Origin of the sequence: Paenibacillus sp. CCS19, assembly GCF_033239625.1 — a bacterium.
Lineage (GTDB): Bacteria > Bacillota > Bacilli > Paenibacillales > Paenibacillaceae > Paenibacillus_T.
This window is the reverse complement of record NZ_BTCK01000011.1, coordinates 19,923-42,617: the sequence shown is the minus strand read 5'-3', so window position 1 is coordinate 42,617 and position 22,695 is coordinate 19,923. Positions and strand designations below refer to the sequence as shown.

Genomic DNA, 22,695 nt, shown 5'->3' with positions numbered 1-22,695 from the left:
CTTCAACCAGCCTACGACAAAACGCGCCCCAGGCTAAAAAACTCCTAGGGCGCGTACGCATCAATCAAACGTTAAAATTGTTAAAAAACCTTCATTAGTTCAAATCCGGACGTTTACCCGTCACCAGATATACAACGCTCTCGCCGATGTTCGTTGCATGGTCGGCGATGCGCTCGATGAAACGGCCGACAAAGTTCAACTGCATCGATTGCGAGATCGTCTGCGGATTCTCGAACATGAGCGACCACAGCTCGCGCGTGATCTGCTTATACAGCGCGTCGACGTTGTCGTCGTCCTTCGCCATTTTGTAAGCGAGGCCTACGTCTTCTTGCACGAACGATTGAATCGATTCGTTGATCATCACTTGAACGATCTCCGCCATGCGCGGCAGGTCGATCAGCGGCTTGATCAGCGTCTGGCCTTCCAAGCGCAGCGTTACCTTCGCGATGTCGAGCGACAAGTCGCCCATCCGTTCCAGATCGCTGGCAATCTTGAATGCGGCCAAAATGCGGCGCAGATCCTTCGCAACCGGCTGCTGCGTGACGATCAGCTTGGAGCCAAGCTCCTCGATTTTCTCTTCCAGACGATTGATCTCCGGGTCTGCTCCGATAACGCTCGTAGCTCGTGCTGTATCCAGTGTTTTGAGCGATTCCATTGCTTCGCTGAGAGCACGCTCAACACGTTGGCCCATCTCAACGAGCATCTCGTGAAGCTGGTCCAAATAGTGGTCAAACTCTTTACGCGGTGTCATGATATGCAACTCCTCCAAGCTTAGCCGAAACGGCCGCTAATATAGTCTTCTGTCCGCTGATCCGTAGGATTGGAGAACAGTTTCTCCGTCTCGTCATATTCGACAACTTCACCATTAAGGAAGAATACCGTTTGATTGGATACGCGTGCTGCCTGATGCATGTTGTGCGTAACCATGACAATCGTATAACGGTCCTTCAACTCTTGCGCCAGCTCTTCAATCTTCAACGTCGAGATCGGGTCAAGCGCCGACGTCGCTTCGTCCATGAGCAGAATGTCCGGATTGACTGCCAATGCGCGAGCGATGCACAACCGCTGCTGCTGGCCGCCGGAGAGACTGAACGCCGAGCGTTTCAAATAATCCTTCACTTCATCCCACAGAACGGCGGAGCGAAGCGATGTTTCGACGATTTCGTCCAGCTGCTTCCGATCTCGAATGCCGTGCAGGCGCGGTCCATAAGCAATGTTGTCATAGATCGATTTGGGAAAAGGATTCGGCTGTTGGAACACCATGCCGACCTTCTTGCGTAGCGTCTCGACGTCCACATCGCCGGAATATATATCCGTTCCGGAGATGGCGATCTCGCCTTGAATGCGAGTGCCCGGAATCATATCGTTCATGCGGTTCAGCGTCCGCAGCAGCGTCGACTTGCCGCAGCCCGACGGGCCGATGAACGCGGTGATCGCTTTCTCAGGAATGCGAAGCGATACATTCTTCAGCGCATGGAACGCGCCGTAGAACAAGTTCAATTGGTTAATTTCAATTAGAGTTTGCATCGGATGACCCCCGCGTAAATGTAGTTCAAGACCATAATTCATGAATCGTCACGAAATGTCGATTAGATATGTTTGTTATATTTGTTGCGAAGCAGAATCGCCGATATGTTCATCAAGAGCAGCATGACCAGCAGCACGATAATGCCGGATGCTGCAAGCTCTTGGAACGAAGCCTGCGGACGCGATACCCAGTTGTAAATCTGAATCGGCATAACCGTGAACGAATCCATCGGTCCCGTTGGCAGGAAGGCAACGAACGTGAGTGCACCGATCATGACCAGCGGCGCAGTCTCGCCAATCGCACGCGACATCGCCAGAATAACGCCCGTCAGAATACCTGAGATACAGGAAGGCAATACAGACCGCGAAACCGTCTGCCACTTCGTCGCACCCAATGCGTACGATGCGTCTCGCCGCGACTTCGGCACGGCGCGAATGGCTTCCTGCGCCGATACGATAATGATCGGCAGCACGAGCAGCGTCATGGTGAACGAACCAGCGAGCAGGCTGCGTCCGAGATGCAGCTCGCGTACGAACAACGTCAGGCCAAGAATACCGTACACGATCGAAGGAACGCCGGCCAGCGTACTGATGTTAAGCTGAATCAAACGCGTAATCCGATTTTTCTTCGCATACTCTTCCAGGTAGATCGCAGCGCCTACGCCCAGCAGGAACGACAGCGGCGCCATAATGAGCAGCATGTACAAGGAGCCCACGATCGCGGACTTCATGCCGGCCTCGCTCGCTCTTCGCGACGGGAAGTTGTTGAACAACTCCGGTCTGACCATATGAATTCCATCGGTAATAATATCAATGAGCAGCGCCATCAAGGCAATGACACCGATCGAAGTCGCCACCAGGAAGAGCACCTTCAGCGAGAAGTCGATGCGCCGGCGTCCGGCGATCTGCTTGCGATTGGCATCTACAAATATGGAAGACATCCTAGTACTCCTCCCGGAAACGTCTAGCTACGTATTGTGCAAGAATGTTGAGCAAGAACGTAATGACGAACAACGTCATCCCTACTGCAAAAATCGTACCGTATTCCACGCTGCCATGCGGCGTATCGCCCAGGCTGACTTGCACGATGTATGCCGTCATCGTCTGAATGCTTTCCAGCGGATTGGCTGTCAGCTTCGGCGTGGAGCCTGCAGCAACGGTAACGATCATCGTCTCGCCGATCGCGCGGGAGAACGCAAGCACGGCGGAAGCGACGATACCGGAGAATGCCGCCGGCACGACAATCTTCAAGGCAACCTCGAAACGAGTTGCGCCAAGCGCATAAGCGCCATCTCGCAGGCTGCGAGGTACGGCCGTCATCGCATCTTCACTGAGCGAGCAGACCATCGGGATGATCATGATGCCGACCACGATGCCTGCAGCAAGTGCGTTGAACACGCCGGCATCAGCGAAGAGGCCGCGAATGATCGGCGTAATGAAGCTAAGCGCGAAGTAACCGTAGACGATCGTCGGAACGCCGGCCAGTACTTCCAGAATAGGCTTCACAATGTTACGAATCTTCTTCGGTGCATACTCGCTTAAGTAGATCGCGCTCGCCAGTCCAATCGGGACTGCTACGAGGCAGGCGATAACGGTGATGAGCAGCGTACCGCAGATGAGCGGCCAGATGCCGAAGCTCTTCGGCTCAATAAGCGGCGACCATTTGCCGCCGGTAATGAAATCGATGAAAGGAATCTTCTCGAAGAAATGATACGTTTCACCGATCAAGGTAAAGACGATGCCGATCGTCGTTGCGATCGAAAGCGCCGCGCATAGGAACAGCACGATCGGCATAATTTTATCCATTAAATGAGACTTTTCATTGCGGAATCCGCGATTCCTCTTCGCAGCAGTATTATCGAGCTGCTTCGGGCTCTTGGTGCTCAGCGCCTCGTTAGGCATGTACGACTCTCTCCCTGCCTCGAATAATTAGCTTAATTAGTGAAGCTTCGTAGCTTCTTCGCTATATTTGTCATCAGGCAGTGGTACATAGCCAACTTCGCTTGCGAGGCTACCGATGTTATTGATGTAGTAGTCAGCGAACGCATACACTTCCGGACGCGACATTTCGGCTTTGTTCACATAGATGAACAGCGGACGGGACAATGGTGCATACGTGCCGTCTTTGATCGTCTCGACCGATGGTGCGATAGCGCCTTTGCCTGCATCGATCGGAACAACCTTCAGCTTGTCAGCGTTCTCTTCATAGTAAGCGAAGCCGAAGTAACCAATGGCATATTTGCTGCCTTCAACGCCTTGTACGAGCGTATTGTCATCTTCGCTGAACGAGATTTGCGTATCGTTGCGGATACCCTTCTTCTCAAGAATCGCTTCATTGAAGTAGTCGTACGTACCCGACTCGGCGCCTGGGGAGTACATCACGATTTTCTCAGCCGGCCATCCTGCGCGAACGTCTGCCCATGTCTTAACCGTCGATCCCGTCGTAAAGATTTTGTTCAGCTCTTCCACCGTCAGATGATCGATAAAATCATTGTCTTTGCTTACGACAAGCGACAGACCGTCATAGGCGATCGTCAAATCCGAGTACTCGATGCCGTTATCTGTGCACGCTTTCGCTTCTTCGTCCTTGATCGGGCGCGAAGCATCCGCGATCGCCAGTTCTCCGCTGCAGAAACGTTTGAAGCCGCCGCCCGTACCCGAGACACCTACCGTTACCCGAACATCCGGATTGAATTTGCCGAATTCTTCAGCCGCAGCTTCCGTCAGTGGGTATACCGTACTGGAACCGTCGATCTCGATCTGGCCGCTCATTTCCACTGTTACGTCCTCATCATCGACTGCCTCTTCATCTTCTCCCGTATCTGCGCTCTGATCATCGCTCGTCTGCTCCGTATCGCCGGAACCGTTCGACGTCGAATCTTCAGCCTTATTGCCACACGCTGCTGTAATGAATAGCAGCGCGATCATCATCACCATTAACAAGCTCTTGAAGCCTTTGTTCTTCGACACCTACGACCACTCCTTAGATCCCATTAGTAAGTTTATAAGTACAAGTTCTTCTTGGTCTTAATGTTACGAGACGTTTGTAAATCGGGTATAGGCGAAATGTTAACTGCATGTAAAAATCAAGTGCCGCAAGTTCCAAAATGAAAAGAAGACGGCTCGCGCCGCCTTCTCAGCTATCCAAATCCATTATGAGGCGATTATTTCAGCTTGCTTGCTTGCGAAGCGTAGAAGCCTTTGGACAGTGGAATGTAGCCGACTTCCTTCGACAGCTTGCCTGCGTTTTGCAGGTAGAATTGCGCGAAAGCTTTAACCTCAGGACGTTTAGCCAGGTCAGCTTTGTTCACGTAGAAGAAGATTGGACGGGACAGGAAGTACATGCCGTTAGCGATCGTTTGAGCCGAAGGACCAATTGCACGGGAACCTTTGTCGATAACAACTGCTTTCAGCTTCGATTTGTTCTCCACATAGTAAGCATAACCGAAGTAGCCGATTGCATATTTGTCGTTCGTGATCCCTTCAACGAGTACGTTGTCGTCTTCGCTGAACGTGATTTGGCTGTCGTTGCGGCTCGATTTCGCCTTGCCGTTCACTTTCTCCGTGAAGAAGTCGAACGTGCCGGAGTCGCTGCCTGGCGAGTAGATTTTGATTTTCTCGTCCGGGAAGCCTTTACGAACGTCAGCCCACGTTTTCATTGTGGAACCGCTTTGGAAGATCGATTTCAACTCAGCGACCGTCAGCTTTTGTGCCCACGTGTTGTTTTTGTTGATTGCGATCGTGATACCGTCATAAGCTACCGTAACGTCCGTGTAAGTAATGTTTTTCGCAGCGCAATTCTTTTTCTCGGCATCCGTGATAGGACGCGATGCGTCAGCGATTGGAATTTCACCGTTGCAGAAACGTTTGAAGCCGCCGCCCGTGCCGGAAACGCCTACCGTTACGCGAACGTCTTTGTGATCTTTGCCGAACTCTTCAGCGACAGCTTCCGTGATCGGATATACCGTGCTGGAACCGTCAATTTCAATCGTACCTTTCAGACTGTCTGCAGCACCTGCTTGACCCGTCAACAGAAGCGACAAGCTAGCTGCAACAATCGCAAGCTTCAAAGTCAATTTCTTAAACAAAGAAGACCACTCCTCAAATAGGTATCGTACATCTTATGTACATGCCTAATAATAGGAGCGGTCTGTTAAGAGAAAATTATCGAAATATGAATAATTAGTAAAGTTTACCTACAATGTCACTAATCGTTCCTGTACACTTACGGAATGATCGTGGGCCTGATTCGTCAACTCTGCGACTAATCGACTACTGTCGCGGTTATGCTCAGCGGACTGATATAACCTGTCGAACGCCGCTGCGGCCGACATGACGAATTGGCTGCTGGCCTGCGTATCTGCTTGGCTTTGATCATGCAGGCGACCCGTTTCCTGAATGGCGCCTTGAATACCGAGCACAAGCGAGGCGATCGTATCTGCGGATTGCTTCGTCTCTACAGCCAGCTTCATGACTTCATCCGCGACAACCGCAAAGCTGCGGCCATGCTCGCCCGCTCTAGCCGCTTCAATGGCTGCATTAAGGGATAGCAGGTTGCACGTTTCCGCAAGCTCTTTTATGAGCGATGTGACTTGTCCGATATCCCGTGCGCGCTCCTGCAGCTCGTCAAAATGCGCTTTCTGCTCCGAAGCAAGCTGCGTCAGCCTGCCGAACACGGCACGAACCTGATCGAGTTCCGTCTTGCCTTGCTGCGTCATCATCACCATATCCGAAGTAAGATTCGCTCCATCTTCGGTCGATTGTTTCACTTCCGCAATTTCACGTTCAATCGAAGCCATCAGCCCTTGCGTCTCTTTAAGAACGACAGACTTCTGCTGTAAGGCGGCATGTTGAATATCCCGCGATATGCGCAGCAAATCGCCAACTGTCAGAATACCCGCAAGCTTGGCGCCTTCGATGACGATCACACAATTATACAGTGTCGCTTCGTCGCGGCCGAGCGCTTGTCCGATCAGACTTGAAGGATCCATTCGACTGTCGATAATAAGCGGCTGCGCATCCATTAACTTGGTAACCGGTTTATTGTAATACAATTCAGAGCCGAAGCGCTGGCTGAGATAATGGTAAAACCGGTTGCGCATAATAAGGCCGAGCGGTTCGCCTGCTTGTCCCGTCACAACCGCGCATTCCTCGTCTACGCGGCTCTTGAACATCCTAAGCAATTCAAGACAGCTCGTATCTGCAGTCACAGTGACAGGATTGCGCAGGTAGCTGGACAGTTGAATCATCGGGACGATGATGTCCTCGCTTGGGGGATCCGGTTCGAGAGCTTGTCCTGCAGCTTGAATGGGCTCTTGTTTGCGCATCGGTTTCTGAGCTTGCGGCTCTTGGGTCTGTACCTGCTTTTGTGCTTGTACAAGGGTCTGTTTGTGCACTTGTTCTTGCCCCTGCTTCTGTTCCTGCTTGACGGCCTCTTCACGTATCATTAGCAATTGCATGATGATCTACACTCCATCCCATCGACAATTTCTGTAACTAATAAACCCACTATAAACTGGCAAATTTATCAGAAACGCAACGTTTTGTTAAGGGAACGTTAATTTTCGACAGCGTTCGCATATTTGTCGGTTAATTTCTAACGATTGCTTGCAGGAGCGGCACATGAATTCCCCCCTCAGTGACGATGCTAGTGAAGCGGTATTGAGCAGCTGCCGCATCGGCATCTTACTATTTCTTTATAGCGGAAGGGAGCCATTATTGATGACGACTTCGAAAAACCGCCGCGTGAACGCTTGGCACCAACGGAAGCATAACCAACAGCCGCATGGCAAAATCAAATCTTTCGCCGAGCTGGCAGAAGAACCAGGTACGCTTCCCGCGGTAAACACAACGCAACTGATCAACGAACACGCGAAGCAAGCTAGTCAGCAATTATTCCTCCCTTAAGCTGCAACTGCCGAATTGTTATTGCTATATGTGAAAAAAGCTGTCGCCTATTATAAGGCGACAGCTTTTTTCGCAATAAATTTTACTTTAAAACTTTGCTAAGGAACAGCTTCGTTCTTGCCTCTTTGGGATGCTCGAATATTTCTTCGGGCGTCCCTTCTTCAATAATACGGCCCTCGTCCATGAATAAGACGCGGTCGCCAACTTCACGTGCAAAGCCCATCTCATGCGTCACAATGACCATCGTCATCCCTTGCGCGGCGAGCTTCTTCATGACGTCGAGCACCTCGCCAACCATCTCTGGATCAAGCGCTGATGTCGGCTCGTCGAACAGCATGACACTAGGCTTCATCGCAAGCGCGCGAGCAATGGCGATACGCTGCTTCTGGCCGCCTGATAGCCTGGAAGGATAAACATCGCGCTTATCCGCAAGGCCTACCGACGCCAGCAGGGCGAGCGCCTCCGCATCAGCCTTTTCCTTGCCCAGTTTCTTCAGCTTGCGCGGCGCAAGCGTTACATTCTCGAGCACCGTCATGTGCGGGAACAGATTGAATTGTTGGAACACCATCCCCATCCGTTGGCGAATATGGTTCAGATCGCGCTGCTTCCCGGTTACAAGCTGGTTCTCGAACCGGATTTCACCGCTAGTCGGCTCTTCCAGCCGATTCAGACAGCGAAGGAAGGTACTTTTGCCCGAGCCGCTTGGACCGATGACAACGACAACTTCGCCTTTACTGATTTCGTTGTCGATACCTTTAAGTATCTCATTCTTACCGTAAGATTTGCGCAATGCTTGTACATGTATCATTAGGCACTCAGCTTCCTTTCCAGCAGACTGAGCAGCTTCGACAGTGTGAATGTCATAACGAAATAAACGGCTGCAACAACTAATAACGGCTCAAATGACAAATAAGTATTGGAAGATACTGTATTTGTATTGTACATTAACTCAGCTATGCCAATGAACGAAACCAGCGAAGAATCTTTAATTATAACGATAAACTCATTGCCGATTGCAGGCAGCATGTTGCGGAACGCCTGCGGCAGCACGATATGGCGCAGCGCCATGCCATGCGTCATGCCAAGCGACCGAGCCGCTTCGTTCTGGCCCTTATCGATTGCATTAATTCCCGCCCGGAATACCTCAGCCATATAGGCAGCACTATTGATCGTGAGCGCAATGACACCTGATGTAAAGGCAGGCAAATTAATACCGAAGTTCGTTAAGCCGTAATAAATAATAACAATCTGAACCAGCATAGGCGTTCCGCGTATAATCTCGACGTAGATCGAGGAAATTACGCGCAGAATGCCGATCTTCGAGATGCGCAGCAGCGCGATGCCAATGCCCAGTATCGTCCCGAACAAGACGCCGAAGAAGGACAGCTGCAAAGTCAACCATGCGCCATTCGTGTAGTAAGGCCAATATTCTGATAGAAACCCAAAATCCATGCGCAGGCCCCTTACTCGCTCAACAGATTGTTGGCTTCTACGATATATTGATCAAGCGAGCCATTCTGCTTCAGCTTATCCAGCGATTCGTTAAGCGCATCGACCAGCGCTTTATTGTTCTTCTTCACTGCAATAGCCGCGCTGCCTTCCTGATCGGTAGGTACAACGATACCTGTCAGCGTCAGTTCGGGATGACTCGATGCGTACAGCTTCGTCACCGGCATCTCAGCCATAACAGCGTCAACACGTCCGCTTTGCAGCTCCATAACCAGCTCACTGATCTTGCCCAGCGAAGTAAGCTTAGCGCCTTCGATTCCCTTGGCAATACCTTCTTGAAGGCTGCCCTTCTGCACGCCGATACGCTTGCCCTTCAGGTCGTCGAACGTTTGGTAAGAAGCAGCTGCTTCTTTCGATACGAGAACGCCTTGCTCTGCCGTATAATAAACATTAGTGAAATCAACGCTCTTCGCGCGTTCTGCGGTCGGCGTCATGCCGGAGATGATCAGATCCACCTTGTTCGAATTAAGCGCAAGCAGCAGCCCCTCGAACTTCATATCTTGAATTTCAAGCTCTACACCAAGATCCTTAGCAATCTGCTGAGCGATCGAAATGTCGAACCCAACGATTTGATCTTTTCCGTCCTTCGTATGATGAAACTCGTATGGCGGATAGTCTGCGCTCGTACCGAGCACGAGTTTGCCGCTTTCTTTAATGGATGCAAGCTTGTCTTCCTTGCTCCCGCATCCTACGATCGTAATGACCATTGCTGTCAGTAGTAGTACTGTTATCCAACGTCTCATGATGTTCTCTCCTCTTGAAGTAGCTTGGCAACAACTCTACAATTATAATGGGCAATTCGCCAAAAACAACTACGTTTGAGCATTATTCTATAGTGTTAATTTCAACCAATCCGAACCTGTCTAATTAGACATCTATTAGATCTCTGTTATAAAAAGGAGTCGTTTCCATTGTCGATGAAAACTGTTATTTTCAACACCATTGACCAAAACGCTGAACATTGGACGTCCATGTCGCTTGATATCGGCGCTCATCCTGAGCTTGGCCATGAAGAATTCCGTTCGTCTGCGTTATTAGCCGAGGAATTGGAGAAGCATGGCTTTACTGTCGAGCGCGGAACGCTCGATCTGCCGACGGCATTCATAGCCACGTATGATTCCGGCAAACCCGGGCCGACTGCAGCTTTTCTATGCGAATATGATGCACTGCCCGAAATCGGCCATGCCTGCGGCCATCACATTATCGGCGTAATGGGCGTAGCGGCTGCAGTAGGACTAAAGTCCGTGATCAACGAGACCGGCGGCGTCATTCGCGTGTATGGCACGCCTGCAGAAGAAACGAAAGGCGCCAAAGTGACGATGGCGGAAGCCGGATTGTTCGACGACTGCTCGTTCGCACTCATGGCGCATCCGTATCACGCCTATGAGAAGTCCGGCGAATCGCTGGCAATGGACGCGGTACAGTTCGAATTTTTCGGCAAAACAGCGCATGCCGCTGCGAATCCGCATGATGGGATTAACGCGCTTGACGCGGTCATCCAGTTGTTCAACGCGTTAAACGCGCTGCGCCAGCAGGTTCGCAGCGACGCGAGGCTGCATGGCATTATCGATGCCGGCGGTCAAGCGCCGAACATAATCCCGGACTATGCGTCGGCGAAGTTTTATTTCCGCTCTGCCGATCGGGCGTACACGAACGAGCTGACGCAGCGGGCGCTCCGTTGCGCGGAAGGTGCGGCGCTTCAAACCGGCTGCACGCTGAAGACGAACGCATACGAATACTCGTATGACGAGCTTCGCACGAACGAGACGCTGTCTGGCCTATTCTCCGCCAACCTGATTGAAGGCGGCGTTCCATCGGACGCAATCCAGTCGGGCAAAGACAACGGTTCGCTGGACCTCGGCAACGTCTCCACACGATGCCCTGCGATACATCCGTACGTGCAGGTCGTTGACCAGCCTTATCAACTGCACACAACGGAGTTCCGCGATGCGGCAATGCAGCCGCGCGCGATGCAAGGTTTGCTGTTCGGCGCGAAGGTACTCGCCGCAACGGCCTATGATGTATGCGCCGATCCGGCGCTTCTCCGCCAGGTACGCGAGGAATTCGAGCAGGCAAGGAAGTAGATTAGTGTGAAGCAGCGGTCTTGATGACCGCTGTTTTTATTTTTGCTGGGAGGGGAAGCTGCTTTTGCTCGAACAACGCAGCCGCAGCCCACAGTCCTGCCATAGGTGCATTTCTGCACCTACGATCACGCAATACCGCCTCCGCCCATGCCGTAGGTGCATTTCTGCACCTACGATCACACTAACCCGCTCACGTCCCTACAATAGGTGCATTTACGCACCTACGCGTCTCCCCCCACACGCTAGCCAACCACCTCAAGCATGCAATTCCTCCACATACGCCCCATCCCATCTCTCTGCCCATTTTCCCACTCATTCCCGTTTCTAACGAAATTACATTTGACTGTATTTGTAAAAAGTGATATCATATATATATCAAATCAATACCATCACATTCTTAAGGGGCGTGTCTTCCAACATGGTGGAATCGAAAGCTTGGTACATGAACGGTTACGCGGCGCTGCTGCTTGCGCTAGTCTCATTCATCGGGGGAGTCGCACTCGTCATCAGCGGCGCCAGCGCTGTCGAACCGAATGCTGCAATGATTGTCGCAGGCGTTCTGCTGTTCGTCGTCTTCCTTATTACCATTACTTCGCTCGTCATCGTTCAGCCGAATGAAGCGAAGATTATTACATTCTTCGGCTCATACAAAGGTACCGTACGCGACAGCGGCCTGTGGATGGTCGTACCATTCACCAACAAATCGAAAGTATCGCTGAAGGTTCGCAACTTCAACAGCCAGACGCTCAAAGTCAATGATGAAGAAGGCAATCCGATCGAGATCGGTGCCGTAGTCGTCTATAAAGTGAAGGACACAGCCAAAGCAAGCTTCGACGTCGACAACTACGAGAAATTCGTTGCGATTCAGAGCGAGACCGCCATCCGCCATATCGCTGCCCACTATCCTTACGATTCTTACGACAACGATCCGAAGGCTTCCCTGCGCGGCAATGCGGATGAGGTTGCAACGGAGCTGATGAACGAGCTTCAATATCGGCTCAACGTCGCTGGCGTACAGGTTATCGAGACGCGCTTGTCCCACCTTGCCTATGCGCAGGAAATCGCCAGCGCAATGCTTCAGCGCCAGCAAGCGATCGCCATCGTCGCTGCCCGTCAGAAAATCGTAGAAGGCGCCGTAGGCATGGTCGATGCTGCGCTTCAACAGCTGGAGGCGTCAGGAATCTCGCTGGATGACGAGCGTCGTGCAGCGATGGTCAACAATCTGATGGTCGCGATCGTATCCGATCGGGCAGCAACGCCTGTCATTAACGCCGGCTCGCTGTACAGCTAAGCAGGTATCGTTATGGGAAAAGAAAAGAAAGCTTTCCCGCTCCGACTCGATCCGGAAATTTACCGGGCGCTTGAACGATGGGCTGGCGACGAGTTTCGCAGCGTCAACAGCCACATTGAGTTTCTGCTTCGCGAAGCGATATCGAAGTCCGGACGTTTGAAGCAGCCACGACCCCCAGAACCATCCGACTCGGACAATTAATCGCACGACTTCAAGCCTTGCACACCCGCTCCCCAGCAGCGATGCGCAAGGCTTTTCTTCTATTTCATCTCACCTCTCGCCCTCGAATTCACGCGGCGAAAGTGCTAATATGAATACACCTAACCAATGGACAAACAAACAGCACACGAAATATCAAGGGAGGCCCTTATTATGAAGAATGATCTGATCCGACGCTTCACCTCATACGTCGTCATCGATACCCAATCCGACGATGCCAGCGACACCTGCCCTTCTACACCTGGTCAATGGACGCTCGCTCATAAGCTTGTCGACGAGCTTAAGGAGCTTGGCATGCATGACGTTACCGTCGATGAGAACGGCTACGTCATGGCGACATTGCCTGCCAATACGGATAAGCAGGTAGACACGATCGGATTCCTAGCTCACATTGATACAGCCATCGATTTCACCGGCAAAGACGTCAAACCTCAAATCGTTGAACAATATGACGGACGCGATATCGTCTTGAATGAGGCGCTTGGCGTTGTGCTCTCGCCGAAGGAGTTCCCCGAGCTTGCGAATTACAAGGGACATACGCTCGTTACGACGGACGGCACTACGCTGCTTGGCGCGGATGACAAAGCGGGCATCGCCGAGATTATGACCGCCATGGACTATCTGCTTCAGCATCCTGAGATCAAACACGGCGCTGTACGTGTTGCCTTCACGCCGGATGAAGAGATCGGCAGAGGTCCGCACAAGTTCGACGTCGCGGCATTCGGCGCCAAGTATGCTTACACGATGGACGGCGGCCCGCTTGGCGAGCTGCAATATGAGAGCTTCAACGCAGCACAAGCGCGTATCATAGTGAAGGGCAATAACGTTCATCCCGGCACAGCCAAGGGCAAGATGGTTCACTCGTCCAAAATCGCGATGGAGCTGCACAACCGCCTCCCCGCTCAAGAAGCACCGGAGTACACGGAAGAATACGAAGGCTTCTTCCATCTCATCTCGATGCAGGGCACTGTCGAGCAGACGCAGCTCGTCTACATTATCCGTGATCATGACAAGGATAAATTCAACGCGCGCAAATCGCTTGTCGAGCAGATCGTCGATGAGCTTCGCGCCGAACACGGTCCATCCAGCATCGTCCTCGAGCTGAAGGATCAATATTACAACATGCGAGACCGCATCGAGCCTGTTAAACATATCGTCGACATTGCCTATGACGCTATGAAGAGCCTCGATATCGAGCCGCTCGTCATTCCGATTCGCGGCGGCACCGACGGCTCTCAGCTGTCGTATATGGGACTGCCAACACCGAACATCTTCACAGGCGGAGAAAACTATCACGGCAAATTCGAGTATGTATCCGTCGATAATATGATCCATGCAACGAACACCATTATCGAGATCATCAAACGGTTCGAGCAGCAGGTCTAACTCCATCCCGAATCCAATTAAGAAGAAGCCAATCGCACATGCGATCGGCTTCTTCTTAATTGCATAACGAGATTCGATCTAACGGACGTGCGCGTTACTGACGCAACACTCGGATTGGTCATGACACTGCCTTTGTTATTTCCCGGGCAATCAGTCCTAATTACGTAAACTTCCTCATACCGTTGGATCAAACAAGAGCGTAGAAGCCCTTGTCCCACCGGACGATGATGAGTAAACCCGAATAGGGCCACGCCTGAAGTCAGAGATGACTTCAGGCGTGGCCCTCCTTATTGCTATCAACGCTGCTGTTAGATACATGCTAGATTGAAACGCCTAGACTCACCCGATCCGACTGAAACCTGGTTTTATGCTTGTCCGCTCCATATGCTGACGCATGAATGAATCGAAGCATCAGATCCGACCGTACTTTCGTTTCTTCAAGCGCCTGTAAGATCAAATGCGTATATCGGGAGAACAGCCATTCTGCTTGAAACGGTGTTGCACACTGAACAATCAGTTCGCCGTTCTCATCTATGTACGCTTGAGTTGGCCCGAAGTAGGTTCGATAGCTCGGCTCCGCTATTCGTTCGCGAATCCACGCCTGCACCCTCTGCCAGATAACCGCACCATCTTGTTGCGCAGTTAGCACACGCTTCTCCTCTTCCCGCTCGTGCAGCAGCTCGTCTACCGTCGAGCTGAATAACTTCGCAAGCTCAACGAGCGCATGAATATCCGGCAGACATTCGCCCCGTTCCCATTTGGAAACCGCTTGATGACTGACGCGCAGAGCATCTCCTAATCCCGATTGAGACAGGCCAAGCATCTTGCGGCCTTCCAGAATATTCACGCCAACAACGACTGGATCAACCATCGCCATTCACCTCTATCGATTCGCTATATCATCATCATAGCAAAGCGAATCGATGCTGCCCAGCACGCACTAGTTGAATGTTCAAACGGTTCGTTGCAACCCTAGGTTGCCTGCGAAGCTAACCAACGCAGCTCTTCGTCATCCGATTGACAAACGGCAATATTGGCGCCGAGGCAGCGGAAGTCTTCGATCATCTTCTCATAGCCGCGCTCGATATGATGAACGCCTAGGATCGTCGTCCGGCCTTCGGCGATCATGCCTGCCATGATGAGACCGATGCCTGCACGAATATCCGATGCGTGGACAAGCGCACCCGTAAGCGGCTTGCCTCCGTTGAGACGCGCAACGCCTGAACGAACCTCGATATCCGCTCCCATGCGGCGCAGCTGAGCAGCATGCTGGAACCGATTCGGATAGATACGGTCCGAGATGAGGCTGCGGCCCGGCGCCTTGAGCAGAAGCGATGTCAGCGGCTGCTGAAGATCGGTCGCGAAGCCAGGGTACATAGCGGTGCGTACCCGCGTAGCCCGATAAACACCAGTTGCATGTGCCGTGATGGTGCTGCTCGTCGTCTCGATCTGAAGCCCGATCTCTGTCAGTTTCGCCAGACAAGAGCCCAGATGCTCCGGAATAACGTCCGTTACCGTGACGGAGCCGCCTGTCGCGCCTGCCGCCATTAGGAACGCACCAGCTATAAGCCGGTCAGGAATGACGTTATAGGAGCAGCCATTCAAATGCGTCACGCCGTCGATAACGATCGTGTCCGTACCTGCGCCACGGATGCGCGCACCCATCTGAATCAGCAGGTTTGCCGTATCGACAACCTCAGGATCTCTTGCCGCATTGCGCAGCACCGTTCTGCCCTTCGCGCGCGCCGCTGCCATCAGCACATTCATGGTCGCTCCCGAGGTGATCATATCAAAATAAATATCAGCGCCTTCGAGCGATGCCGCTTCCACCACATAATGATCAGCGTGAAACGTGAAGTGTGCTCCCATCGCCGTGAGCGCCTTCACATGCTGATCGATCGGACGGCTGACGAAGTCGTCGCCGCCTGGGTAGCCGACGCTCACTCTGCCATGCTTAGCGAGCAGCGCACCGATGAAATAATAGGCGGTGCGGAAAGCCGATGCTTTGGCCGGTTCGATAACAGCAGCTTGAATGCCGCGTGCATCAATCAACAGCTGACCGCTTCCTTCACGCTGTATAACTAGACCCATGCCTTCTGCAATCTGCTCGATAATCTGTATATCCGCAATGGATGGAACATCGCAGAGCCGCACAGGCTCGTCCGCCAAGCATGCCGCCGCGATAAGCGACAGCGTGCTGTTCTTCGCGCCCGGAATTCGAACAGATCCGTTTAGCGCTGGTGAAGGCTGCACGATGATTCTTTTCATAAAATTAAATTCCCTCCATGGTCATCATAGGTTCACTGTTTGTTGTTGCGATAACGACTTGGACGCCCGCCTTCTCCGCTTGCTGAATGAACGATCGGGATGCCCATTTGTCTGTAATAAGCACGTCCAGCTCTGTAAGCGGAATGGAGCTCGCGAATAAATCGCGGCCCAGCTTCTCGTTCGGCGCCAACCCGATTCTCAATCTAGCGCTCTCGATAACGGCGCGCGTAAAGCTGCCGCCATCCGGCGTCGCCATGCTTATGCCTTTGCCTGTAATGCCCCCGCCCGTCACAAAACAAATATCGAACGAGAACTTGCGTACTTGTTCGATTGCAAGAGGGTCGATGAAACTTCCTGACGTTATCCTTAATTTGCCGCCAATCAGATAGGATTCAACATGATCCCAGCCTTTGATCGTATCTGCGATCTTCATCGCATTCGTCACGATCGTTATCGGGTAATGACGGGGGAGATGCTGCAGCATCCCGAATTGAATGCCTGCTCCGCCGATGAATACGGCGTCTCCAGGCTTTATATATGAAGCCGCAAGCTTCGAAATCGCGTCTTGAGATTCATTCGGAGGACCATAACGCTTCTCCTCCGGTTTCGGGAATACGCGCACCTGACTGATTGGGACAGCGCCTCCATATGACTTCTTAAGCAGACCCTGCTCTTCCATAATAGACAAATCTCGGCGAATTGAATCGACCGATAATTGGAATTGCTGCGCTAGTTCCTTCACAACAATGCGCTGATCTTTATGTAATTGATCCAAGATAAGCTGCCGGCGCTCTTCGGCTAACATGCTTGTACCCCTTTATGACAATTTATGCTAACTATCGTCTATTTTATTCATTTTTATTCCGCCATGTCAATCAATACCTTCATGTTTCTTCATTATTCGCGTTAATATCGACAAAAATAAGAACAACCGTGAATAACACTTCATAAAGTTCACGATTCGTACAAAGCATTCGCTAAACACGTAGATCTCCATAGCCTGCGTAGGCGTAACCAAACAGAAGAGGAAAGCCAGCAGGGGAGCAAGCTTAACGGTTCTGACAGAGCTTATTCAGGTTGATTCGCATGTACGAGATACCTTACGGTTGCAGGAGAGCTTATTGTCCAACATTCAGAGCAAAGTCCAGCATTGTATGTAAATAGATAGCCTCGCTCACAACCGTTACTCTAGCAACTGAAGCAATTTCACCTCAATATCCGCTGTCCCAACCCTTAGACGTAGAAGATCATATGACATGGCCTACTAGCCTATGCGGGATGTCCAGTCATCATTCAAACTATAAGAATCCATTCATACGTAAACACAAAGAGCCCGACGTTAATACGCCGGGCTCTAGCTCATTCTATACTATTCGAAGTAAACCGCTTTGCCCGTACGGGACGATTCATAGATCGCTTCGAGAATCTCGGAAACGACGAGCGCCTGCTCCGGCTTCACGATCAGCTCTTTGTCATACAGGACGTGCTCGATCCAAGCACGAGCTTCGAGTTCTGCCGGATCGTCGGATGCACCCTCGTAGAATGCAACGCCGCCGCTCTGCAGCTCGATTTCTTTCGTGTACAGACGGCTGTTGCTCTCGCCGTTGATGCGAAGGCCGCCTTTCATGTCTGCGCCTGCTTCTGTACCGCAGAGCGTAACTTTCGCTTCGTCGATCTCGAGCGTGTTCAGCGCCCAGCTGGACTCCAGCACGAGCGATGCGCCGTTCTCCATCGTAATCATCGCGAATGCGGAATCCTCTACTGTGAATTCCTTCGGATCCCATGGACCCCAAGCGTTCGCTGCATTCTCGCGCTGCGACAGCTTGTGGTAAGCACGGCCCAGTACAGCCTTCGGCTTGTAGTTGTCCATCATCCACAGCGCCAGGTCAAGCGCGTGCGTGCCGATATCGATAAGCGGTCCCCCGCCTTGTTTCTCTTCATCCAAGAATACGCCCCAAGTCGGTACAGCACGACGGCGAATCGCATGAGCTTTGGCAAAATAAACTTCACCCAGCTCGCCTGCTACCGCTGCGTCCTTCAGGAAGCGGCTGTCAGCACGGAAACGGTTCTGATACGCGATGCTCAGCTTCTTGCCTGTGCGCTTCGCAGCCTCGAGCATGCGGCGTGCGTCTGCGGCCGTCTTCGCCATCGGCTTCTCGCACATAACATGCTTGTCCGCTTCAAGCGCTGCAATCGTAATCTCTGCATGGGAATCGTTCGGCGTGCATACGTGAACGACATCGATCGAGCTGTCTTGCAGAAGCTCCGTGTAGCTCTCATATACTTTCGATTCTTCCGAACCGTATTTCGCCTTTGCTTGTTCAGCACGTTCTACGATAATGTCGCAAAATGCGACCAATTCAACTTCCTTTACTTTAACAAGTGACGGCAAGTGCTTACCTGTCGCAATACCACCGCACCCGATAATCGCTACACGAACTTTAGACATCGACAAAATCCTCCTCATAGCATCTGATTCCTTCGCTAACACTAGACTTAGTATATTGCAGCGCTTATTATATGTGTAGGTTGGGAATAGCGTTCGTTTTATGTGATTTTGTCATTCGGGGGCGCATCTAGTGGAAATCTATAACGAAAAGGTCGCATATGAAAACCCTCTCTTGTCATTGAAGGTATATACCGCTTCCCGAAACGACGATGCCTATATCAACTGGCATTACCATCGAGAGGTAGAAGTGCTGCTCGTGAACGAGGGTGGGCTCGAGGTTCACATTCAAGAAGAAGTACATCGGCTGGAGGCAGGCGACATCGCGCTGATCGGTTCATCGCAGCTGCATCGCGACCATAGCTTCAGCACGCCGCTCGACTACATCGTGCTGCAGTTTGATCTGGAACAGTTTTTCGATGCCAGCACGCTTCCGTTTATGCGCTATTTTGCCGAGTCGAACAATCCGCTCAGCAGCGCGAACTATATTTTTCAAGAAAATCCGGAGCTCAAACGTCAGGCTGCTGCATGCATCCGCGAGATTCTGCGCGAATCGAATGAGAAGCAGATCGGCTATGAGCTGGCGGTCAGCATGCTCGTGAAGCAGCTGCTGCTTCTGCTGCTCCGCAACGATCGCAAGAATGTGCTCAGCGATCAGGATGATTTCGACCGGCTGCGGCTGCGGCCTGTGCTGACGTATGTCGAGAGCCATCTGACGGATCGGATTCAAGTAGAAGAAGTGTGCAAGCTGGCGAATATGAGCTACTATTATTTTGTCAAATTTTTCAAAAAATCGATCGGACTTTCGTTTACGGAGTATGTGAATTACCGCAAAATCAAATGGGCTGAACGCATCCTGCTCACCAAGGATCTGAGCATCTCCGAGGTCGGCGAACGAATCGGCATGCCGAATATGGCCCACTTCTACAAAATGTTCCGCAAGTACAACAACTGTTCACCGAAGGAATTCCAGAAGAAGATGCTTGCTTGGGGCAAGGGATGAATCGGCTGCCCGCCCAAATTCTCCTTGGCCAGCGTAACTTCGTAAGCCAATAAAACAACAAATGGTTGAGCAGAGTCGTCTCTTCTGCTCAACCATTTTCTTTGTTAACGGACTCTATGGACATTAATAACAAGGCTCCCATCAATCTCATTCGCTAACGGACCCAGCAGACACTATTTGCTCGATGATTCGTTATGAAAGTACAGCATGATGCGATAACGTCAACTGAGTCCGATAGATCATTCAATTGTCCGCATCGAGCACAATAAGGTCGTCTGCGTCCGATAATTAGCGCGCTGCACTCTGCCCACTAACCGCTTCTATCACGCCTCACCGAGCAGCGGCACTGCGATCTGAATCGAGCCAAGCACAACGGCAACTCTCTCATCCAGCTCATCCAGCAGTCGGGCAAGGGGATCCAAATTCTCCGACATTAGACTCGCTTGCAGTTGACCAGACACCTCCGCGAGATCGGCGGCGCCGAGATTGGACGCCACGCCTTTGAGCGTATGCACGAGCAGCTCGGCCTGCTTGTAGTCCTGTGCCGCGATCGCATCCCGAATCTCATGCACGGCGTTTGCATGGTCGCTTACGAATCGCTGAAGAATGCCGCGATAGAATGCCTTGTTGCCGCGCAGCCGCTGGAGAGCGTCTGCAAGCTGCAGCCCCGGAAACTCGTCTGATGCCGCTGCAGACTGGGCAGCCGCTGCCGCCTCCTTCTCGGTCCGTTGATCCTTCATGAACCTCTGCAGCACCGCATACAACTGAGCAGGCTCGAACGGCTTCGTAATGTACGCGTTCATGCCCTGCGCCAGCACCTTTTCTTTCACGCCTTTCATAGCATCAGCCGTCATCGCGATGATCGGCACATGAGCCAGCTCGCTGCGCTCCCGCATGAGCCGGGTCGCCTCGAACCCATCCATGACAGGCATCTGCAGGTCCATCAGAATGATATCGTACCGGCTGTGAGCGACTATCTCCAATGCTTCCGCGCCATTCGCCGCAATCTCGACGATGGCACCTAAGCCGCTTAGCATCTCCAAGCCGATCTGTTGATTAATATCGTTATCCTCAACAAGCAGAATGCGAGCGCCTCTAAGCGTGACAAACTTCTCATCCTGCTCCAGGGTGCGTGCGCTCGGCTGCTTGTCCAGCACATGCTTGTGGAACAAGCTGAGCATCTCATTGTAAAGCTGCGATTGGCTCATCGGATAATACAGCACTTTCTCGATCGGCGTGTATCGGATGCGATTGCTAAGCCGCGGATCGTGATAAGCCGTGATGAGAACGATGATTTGCATCGGCGCCGTGCTGTATTGATGAATCCGCTCTGCTAGACGAATCGAATCATCATGCTGCAGCTTCCAATCCACGATGACGAGATCGAAACTGCCCCCATAGAACAGCTTCTCGATCACTTCTTTCTCCGTCTCGACGGTCGTCACTTGGAAGCGGAATTGTTCCAACTGGCTTCGAAGCACACGCTTCATCTCAGGCTCGCGGCAGACGAGCAGTACATTCTTGAAACGGAAGGCGTTATCGCTTGGCAAATTGACGAAATTGCGGGATGACTTCAGCAGCTTCATCGTGAAGGAGAAGCAGCTGCCGACGCCCGGCTCGCTCTCCACCTGCATTCTTCCGCCCATAAGCTGAACGAGCTCTTTACTAATGACAAGGCCAAGACCGGTCCCGCCGTACTTGCGCGTAGTCGACATATCGGCTTGGGAGAAATGGCGGAACAGCTTGGACTGCTGCTCCTTCGTCATCCCGATCCCCGTATCGCGGACTAAGCAGCGAAGCGTAACCGTCGATTCGTCATCCGCATCTTCCATTCGCTCGATCTCGATCGTCACCTTGCCCTTATCCGTAAACTTGACCGCGTTATTCAACAGATTAATGAGCACCTGGCCGAGGCGATGCGGGTCGCCGACAAGCATCTGAGGAACCTCATGATGAATATCAAAATGGATATGAAGCCCTTTCTCGAAAGCCTTCACATTGATGACGTTCGATACATTGTGCAGCACCTCGAACAAATCGAAGTCGATTCGTTCAAGCACGATTTTGTTCGCCTCGATTTTCGAATAATCTAGAATGTCGTTAATGATCATGATGAGGTTATTGGCGGACAACATCATTTTGTTCGAATAGTCCTGCTGCCGCTCGGTTAGCTCCGTCTGTCTGAGCAGATGGCCAAGCCCGATAATCGCATTCATCGGCGTTCGAATCTCATGGCTCATATTGGCAAGAAACTCGCTCTTGGCCAGATTGGCCGCTTCCGCCGATTGCTTCGCTTCCGCAAGCAGCGCATTGTTAGCCGCCAGCTCCTGCGTTCGCTCCTCCACCAGCTGCTCCAGATGCTCCTTGTAATGGACAAGCGTCTGCTCCGTCTCATAGCGCCTGATCTCGTAAGCCATAACGGAGTAGAACAGCGGCACCGCAATGGTATGAAAAATGATGAACGTTACTGCATAATCGCCCAGGAACAAATTCTTCGTTTCTTCAGGCGCTGTGAAGTATGCCCACAATACGGTCTGGACGCCGATGACAAGCCCGAGCCCCCATGTGAACCACGTATATTGTCTCGCGACTCGTCCCTTTATCCGATAGGCGATGATTCCCAATAATGTCGTAATGAACAGCGCGCCTGTCGGAAAAATAATCGCTCCGCCAAGCGATATTCGATAGAGGCCGATTACAACCGCCGTTATAGCGATCGACCAAGGACCTCCGAATATGCCGGACAGCACCACACTGATCAACCTTACATCCATATGCAGCCCGTCCCGATCTTCCAGCGGCATCTGCATGATGAGCAGTCCCATGATACTGAACAGCAGGCCGAAGCTTATGTTCTTCCAGCCGATAACGGCATTCGATAAATACGGATAGATCCATCGGGTCACAACGATCATGACGATAAGAAGCATACAGTATTGACCGAAAAAAACTAGCAGATCCGTATTCATGTGCACCCGCCCCTACTTTGCAGCATTAATATTTTCTCAACCAGTTTTCGACAATGTTCGTATGATTCCTCCTCTTCCACTAATAA

Annotated in this window: 21 protein-coding genes; 6 read left to right on the top strand and 15 right to left on the bottom strand. The window is 51.8% G+C overall.

Going from position 1 to position 22,695, the window contains the following annotated elements; translation table 11 throughout:
* Nucleotides 1-94 precede the first annotated feature (94 nt).
* From phoU to SBI19_RS10240, 7 genes are all read right to left on the bottom strand, one after another.
* On the bottom strand, nt 95-751 hold the full coding sequence (phoU, locus tag SBI19_RS10270; protein WP_317967670.1) for a phosphate signaling complex protein PhoU: 657 nt from the start codon (nt 749-751) through the stop codon (nt 95-97).
* A gap of 20 nt (nt 752-771) precedes the next feature.
* The gene (pstB, locus tag SBI19_RS10265; protein ID WP_317967668.1) at nt 772-1,527 is read right to left on the bottom strand and encodes a phosphate ABC transporter ATP-binding protein PstB; all 756 of its coding nucleotides are present in this window, start codon (nt 1,525-1,527) and stop codon (nt 772-774) included.
* Nucleotides 1,528-1,589: 62 nt separating this feature from the next.
* Nucleotides 1,590-2,468, bottom strand: coding sequence for a phosphate ABC transporter permease PstA (gene pstA, locus SBI19_RS10260; RefSeq protein ID WP_317967667.1), 879 nt, complete (start codon nt 2,466-2,468; stop codon nt 1,590-1,592).
* 1 nt (nt 2,469) lies between these two features.
* Nucleotides 2,470-3,333, bottom strand: a complete 864-nt coding sequence (gene pstC, locus SBI19_RS10255; protein WP_317967846.1) for a phosphate ABC transporter permease subunit PstC — start codon at nt 3,331-3,333, stop codon at nt 2,470-2,472.
* Nucleotides 3,334-3,465: 132 nt separating this feature from the next.
* Complete coding sequence (locus tag SBI19_RS10250; RefSeq protein WP_317967666.1) at nt 3,466-4,497, bottom strand: PstS family phosphate ABC transporter substrate-binding protein; 1,032 nt, start codon at nt 4,495-4,497, stop codon at nt 3,466-3,468.
* A gap of 194 nt (nt 4,498-4,691) precedes the next feature.
* Nucleotides 4,692-5,615, bottom strand: coding sequence for a PstS family phosphate ABC transporter substrate-binding protein (locus tag SBI19_RS10245; RefSeq protein ID WP_317967665.1), 924 nt, complete (start codon nt 5,613-5,615; stop codon nt 4,692-4,694).
* Between the two features lie 108 nt (nt 5,616-5,723).
* On the bottom strand, nt 5,724-6,986 hold the full coding sequence (locus SBI19_RS10240) for a methyl-accepting chemotaxis protein (RefSeq protein ID WP_317967664.1): 1,263 nt from the start codon (nt 6,984-6,986) through the stop codon (nt 5,724-5,726).
* Nucleotides 6,987-7,248: 262 nt separating this feature from the next.
* Between SBI19_RS10240 and SBI19_RS29640 the strand changes: the two genes are divergently transcribed.
* On the top strand, nt 7,249-7,434 hold the full coding sequence (locus SBI19_RS29640; RefSeq protein ID WP_483312269.1) for a DUF6254 family protein: 186 nt from the start codon (nt 7,249-7,251) through the stop codon (nt 7,432-7,434).
* 82 nt (nt 7,435-7,516) lie between these two features.
* Here SBI19_RS29640 and SBI19_RS10230 read toward each other — a convergent pair whose 3' ends face one another.
* The 3 genes from SBI19_RS10230 to SBI19_RS10220 are packed head-to-tail and all read right to left on the bottom strand — an operon-like array spanning nt 7,517 to nt 9,686.
* Complete coding sequence (locus SBI19_RS10230) at nt 7,517-8,242, bottom strand: amino acid ABC transporter ATP-binding protein (protein WP_317967663.1); 726 nt, start codon at nt 8,240-8,242, stop codon at nt 7,517-7,519.
* Nucleotides 8,242-8,886 (bottom strand): amino acid ABC transporter permease, encoded by a 645-nt coding sequence (locus tag SBI19_RS10225; RefSeq protein WP_317967661.1) that lies wholly within the window; start codon nt 8,884-8,886, stop codon nt 8,242-8,244. The genes SBI19_RS10230 and SBI19_RS10225 overlap by 1 nt, the downstream gene beginning before the upstream one ends.
* Nucleotides 8,887-8,897: 11 nt before the next feature.
* Nucleotides 8,898-9,686 (bottom strand): ABC transporter substrate-binding protein, encoded by a 789-nt coding sequence (locus SBI19_RS10220; protein WP_317967659.1) that lies wholly within the window; start codon nt 9,684-9,686, stop codon nt 8,898-8,900.
* Nucleotides 9,687-9,860: 174 nt separating this feature from the next.
* Between SBI19_RS10220 and SBI19_RS10215 the strand changes: the two genes are divergently transcribed.
* The 4 genes from SBI19_RS10215 to pepT all read left to right on the top strand — a co-directional run bounded on the left by SBI19_RS10215 (nt 9,861) and on the right by pepT (nt 13,923).
* Nucleotides 9,861-11,027, top strand: coding sequence for a M20 family metallopeptidase (locus SBI19_RS10215; protein ID WP_317967844.1), 1,167 nt, complete (start codon nt 9,861-9,863; stop codon nt 11,025-11,027).
* 418 nt (nt 11,028-11,445) lie between these two features.
* Complete coding sequence (locus tag SBI19_RS10210) at nt 11,446-12,318, top strand: SPFH domain-containing protein (protein WP_317967657.1); 873 nt, start codon at nt 11,446-11,448, stop codon at nt 12,316-12,318.
* A gap of 12 nt (nt 12,319-12,330) precedes the next feature.
* Nucleotides 12,331-12,519, top strand: coding sequence for a type II toxin-antitoxin system antitoxin (locus tag SBI19_RS10205; RefSeq protein ID WP_317967656.1), 189 nt, complete (start codon nt 12,331-12,333; stop codon nt 12,517-12,519).
* A 171-nt stretch (nt 12,520-12,690) separates the two neighbouring features.
* Complete coding sequence (pepT, locus tag SBI19_RS10200) at nt 12,691-13,923, top strand: peptidase T (protein WP_317967654.1); 1,233 nt, start codon at nt 12,691-12,693, stop codon at nt 13,921-13,923.
* A 319-nt stretch (nt 13,924-14,242) separates the two neighbouring features.
* On the opposite strand, the gene SBI19_RS10195 is transcribed toward pepT, so the two are convergent.
* The 4 genes from SBI19_RS10195 to SBI19_RS10180 all read right to left on the bottom strand — a co-directional run bounded on the left by SBI19_RS10195 (nt 14,243) and on the right by SBI19_RS10180 (nt 18,640).
* A complete protein-coding gene (locus tag SBI19_RS10195) occupies nt 14,243-14,794 on the bottom strand; it encodes a DnaA N-terminal domain-containing protein (protein WP_317967652.1) in 552 nt (183 codons plus the stop codon).
* Between the two features lie 101 nt (nt 14,795-14,895).
* Nucleotides 14,896-16,191, bottom strand: a complete 1,296-nt coding sequence (gene murA / locus SBI19_RS10190; RefSeq protein ID WP_317967650.1) for a UDP-N-acetylglucosamine 1-carboxyvinyltransferase — start codon at nt 16,189-16,191, stop codon at nt 14,896-14,898.
* Nucleotides 16,192-16,195: 4 nt separating this feature from the next.
* Complete coding sequence (locus tag SBI19_RS10185) at nt 16,196-16,996, bottom strand: DeoR/GlpR family DNA-binding transcription regulator (RefSeq protein ID WP_317967648.1); 801 nt, start codon at nt 16,994-16,996, stop codon at nt 16,196-16,198.
* 564 nt (nt 16,997-17,560) lie between these two features.
* Nucleotides 17,561-18,640 carry a Gfo/Idh/MocA family protein gene (locus SBI19_RS10180; protein WP_317967646.1) on the bottom strand — a complete coding sequence of 360 codons (1,080 nt, stop codon included), beginning with the start codon at nt 18,638-18,640 and terminating at the stop codon, nt 17,561-17,563.
* Nucleotides 18,641-18,770: 130 nt separating this feature from the next.
* On the opposite strand from SBI19_RS10180, the gene SBI19_RS10175 reads away from it, so the two are divergent.
* Nucleotides 18,771-19,640, top strand: coding sequence for an AraC family transcriptional regulator (locus tag SBI19_RS10175; RefSeq protein ID WP_317967644.1), 870 nt, complete (start codon nt 18,771-18,773; stop codon nt 19,638-19,640).
* Nucleotides 19,641-19,963: 323 nt separating this feature from the next.
* Here the strand turns inward: SBI19_RS10175 and SBI19_RS10170 are convergent, their stop codons facing one another.
* Nucleotides 19,964-22,609 carry a response regulator gene (locus SBI19_RS10170; protein ID WP_317967642.1) on the bottom strand — a complete coding sequence of 882 codons (2,646 nt, stop codon included), beginning with the start codon at nt 22,607-22,609 and terminating at the stop codon, nt 19,964-19,966.
* Between the last annotated feature and the right edge of the window lie 86 nt (nt 22,610-22,695).

Bases quoted from the DNA above. Each gene is read 5' to 3' on its own strand.
- phoU (WP_317967670.1), bottom strand. From the start codon at position 751: ATGACACCGCGTAAAGAGTTTGACCACTATTTGGACCAGCTTCACGAG.
- pstB (WP_317967668.1), bottom strand. From the start codon at position 1,527: ATGCAAACTCTAATTGAAATTAACCAATTGAACTTGTTCTACGGCGCG.
- pstA (WP_317967667.1), bottom strand. From the start codon at position 2,468: ATGTCTTCCATATTTGTAGATGCCAATCGCAAGCAGATCGCCGGACGC.
- pstC (WP_317967846.1), bottom strand. From the start codon at position 3,333: ATGGATAAAATTATGCCGATCGTGCTGTTCCTATGCGCGGCGCTTTCG.
- SBI19_RS10240 (WP_317967664.1), bottom strand. From the start codon at position 6,986: ATGCAATTGCTAATGATACGTGAAGAGGCCGTCAAGCAGGAACAGAAG.
- SBI19_RS29640 (WP_483312269.1), top strand. From the start codon at position 7,249: ATGACGACTTCGAAAAACCGCCGCGTGAACGCTTGGCACCAACGGAAG.
- SBI19_RS10230 (WP_317967663.1), bottom strand. From the start codon at position 8,242: ATGATACATGTACAAGCATTGCGCAAATCTTACGGTAAGAATGAGATA.
- SBI19_RS10225 (WP_317967661.1), bottom strand. From the start codon at position 8,886: ATGGATTTTGGGTTTCTATCAGAATATTGGCCTTACTACACGAATGGC.
- SBI19_RS10220 (WP_317967659.1), bottom strand. From the start codon at position 9,686: ATGAGACGTTGGATAACAGTACTACTACTGACAGCAATGGTCATTACG.
- SBI19_RS10215 (WP_317967844.1), top strand. From the start codon at position 9,861: ATGAAAACTGTTATTTTCAACACCATTGACCAAAACGCTGAACATTGG.
- SBI19_RS10210 (WP_317967657.1), top strand. From the start codon at position 11,446: ATGGTGGAATCGAAAGCTTGGTACATGAACGGTTACGCGGCGCTGCTG.
- SBI19_RS10205 (WP_317967656.1), top strand. From the start codon at position 12,331: ATGGGAAAAGAAAAGAAAGCTTTCCCGCTCCGACTCGATCCGGAAATT.
- pepT (WP_317967654.1), top strand. From the start codon at position 12,691: ATGAAGAATGATCTGATCCGACGCTTCACCTCATACGTCGTCATCGAT.
- SBI19_RS10195 (WP_317967652.1), bottom strand. From the start codon at position 14,794: ATGGTTGATCCAGTCGTTGTTGGCGTGAATATTCTGGAAGGCCGCAAG.
- murA (WP_317967650.1), bottom strand. From the start codon at position 16,191: ATGAAAAGAATCATCGTGCAGCCTTCACCAGCGCTAAACGGATCTGTT.
- SBI19_RS10185 (WP_317967648.1), bottom strand. From the start codon at position 16,996: ATGTTAGCCGAAGAGCGCCGGCAGCTTATCTTGGATCAATTACATAAA.
- SBI19_RS10180 (WP_317967646.1), bottom strand. From the start codon at position 18,640: ATGTCTAAAGTTCGTGTAGCGATTATCGGGTGCGGTGGTATTGCGACA.
- SBI19_RS10170 (WP_317967642.1), bottom strand. From the start codon at position 22,609: ATGAATACGGATCTGCTAGTTTTTTTCGGTCAATACTGTATGCTTCTT.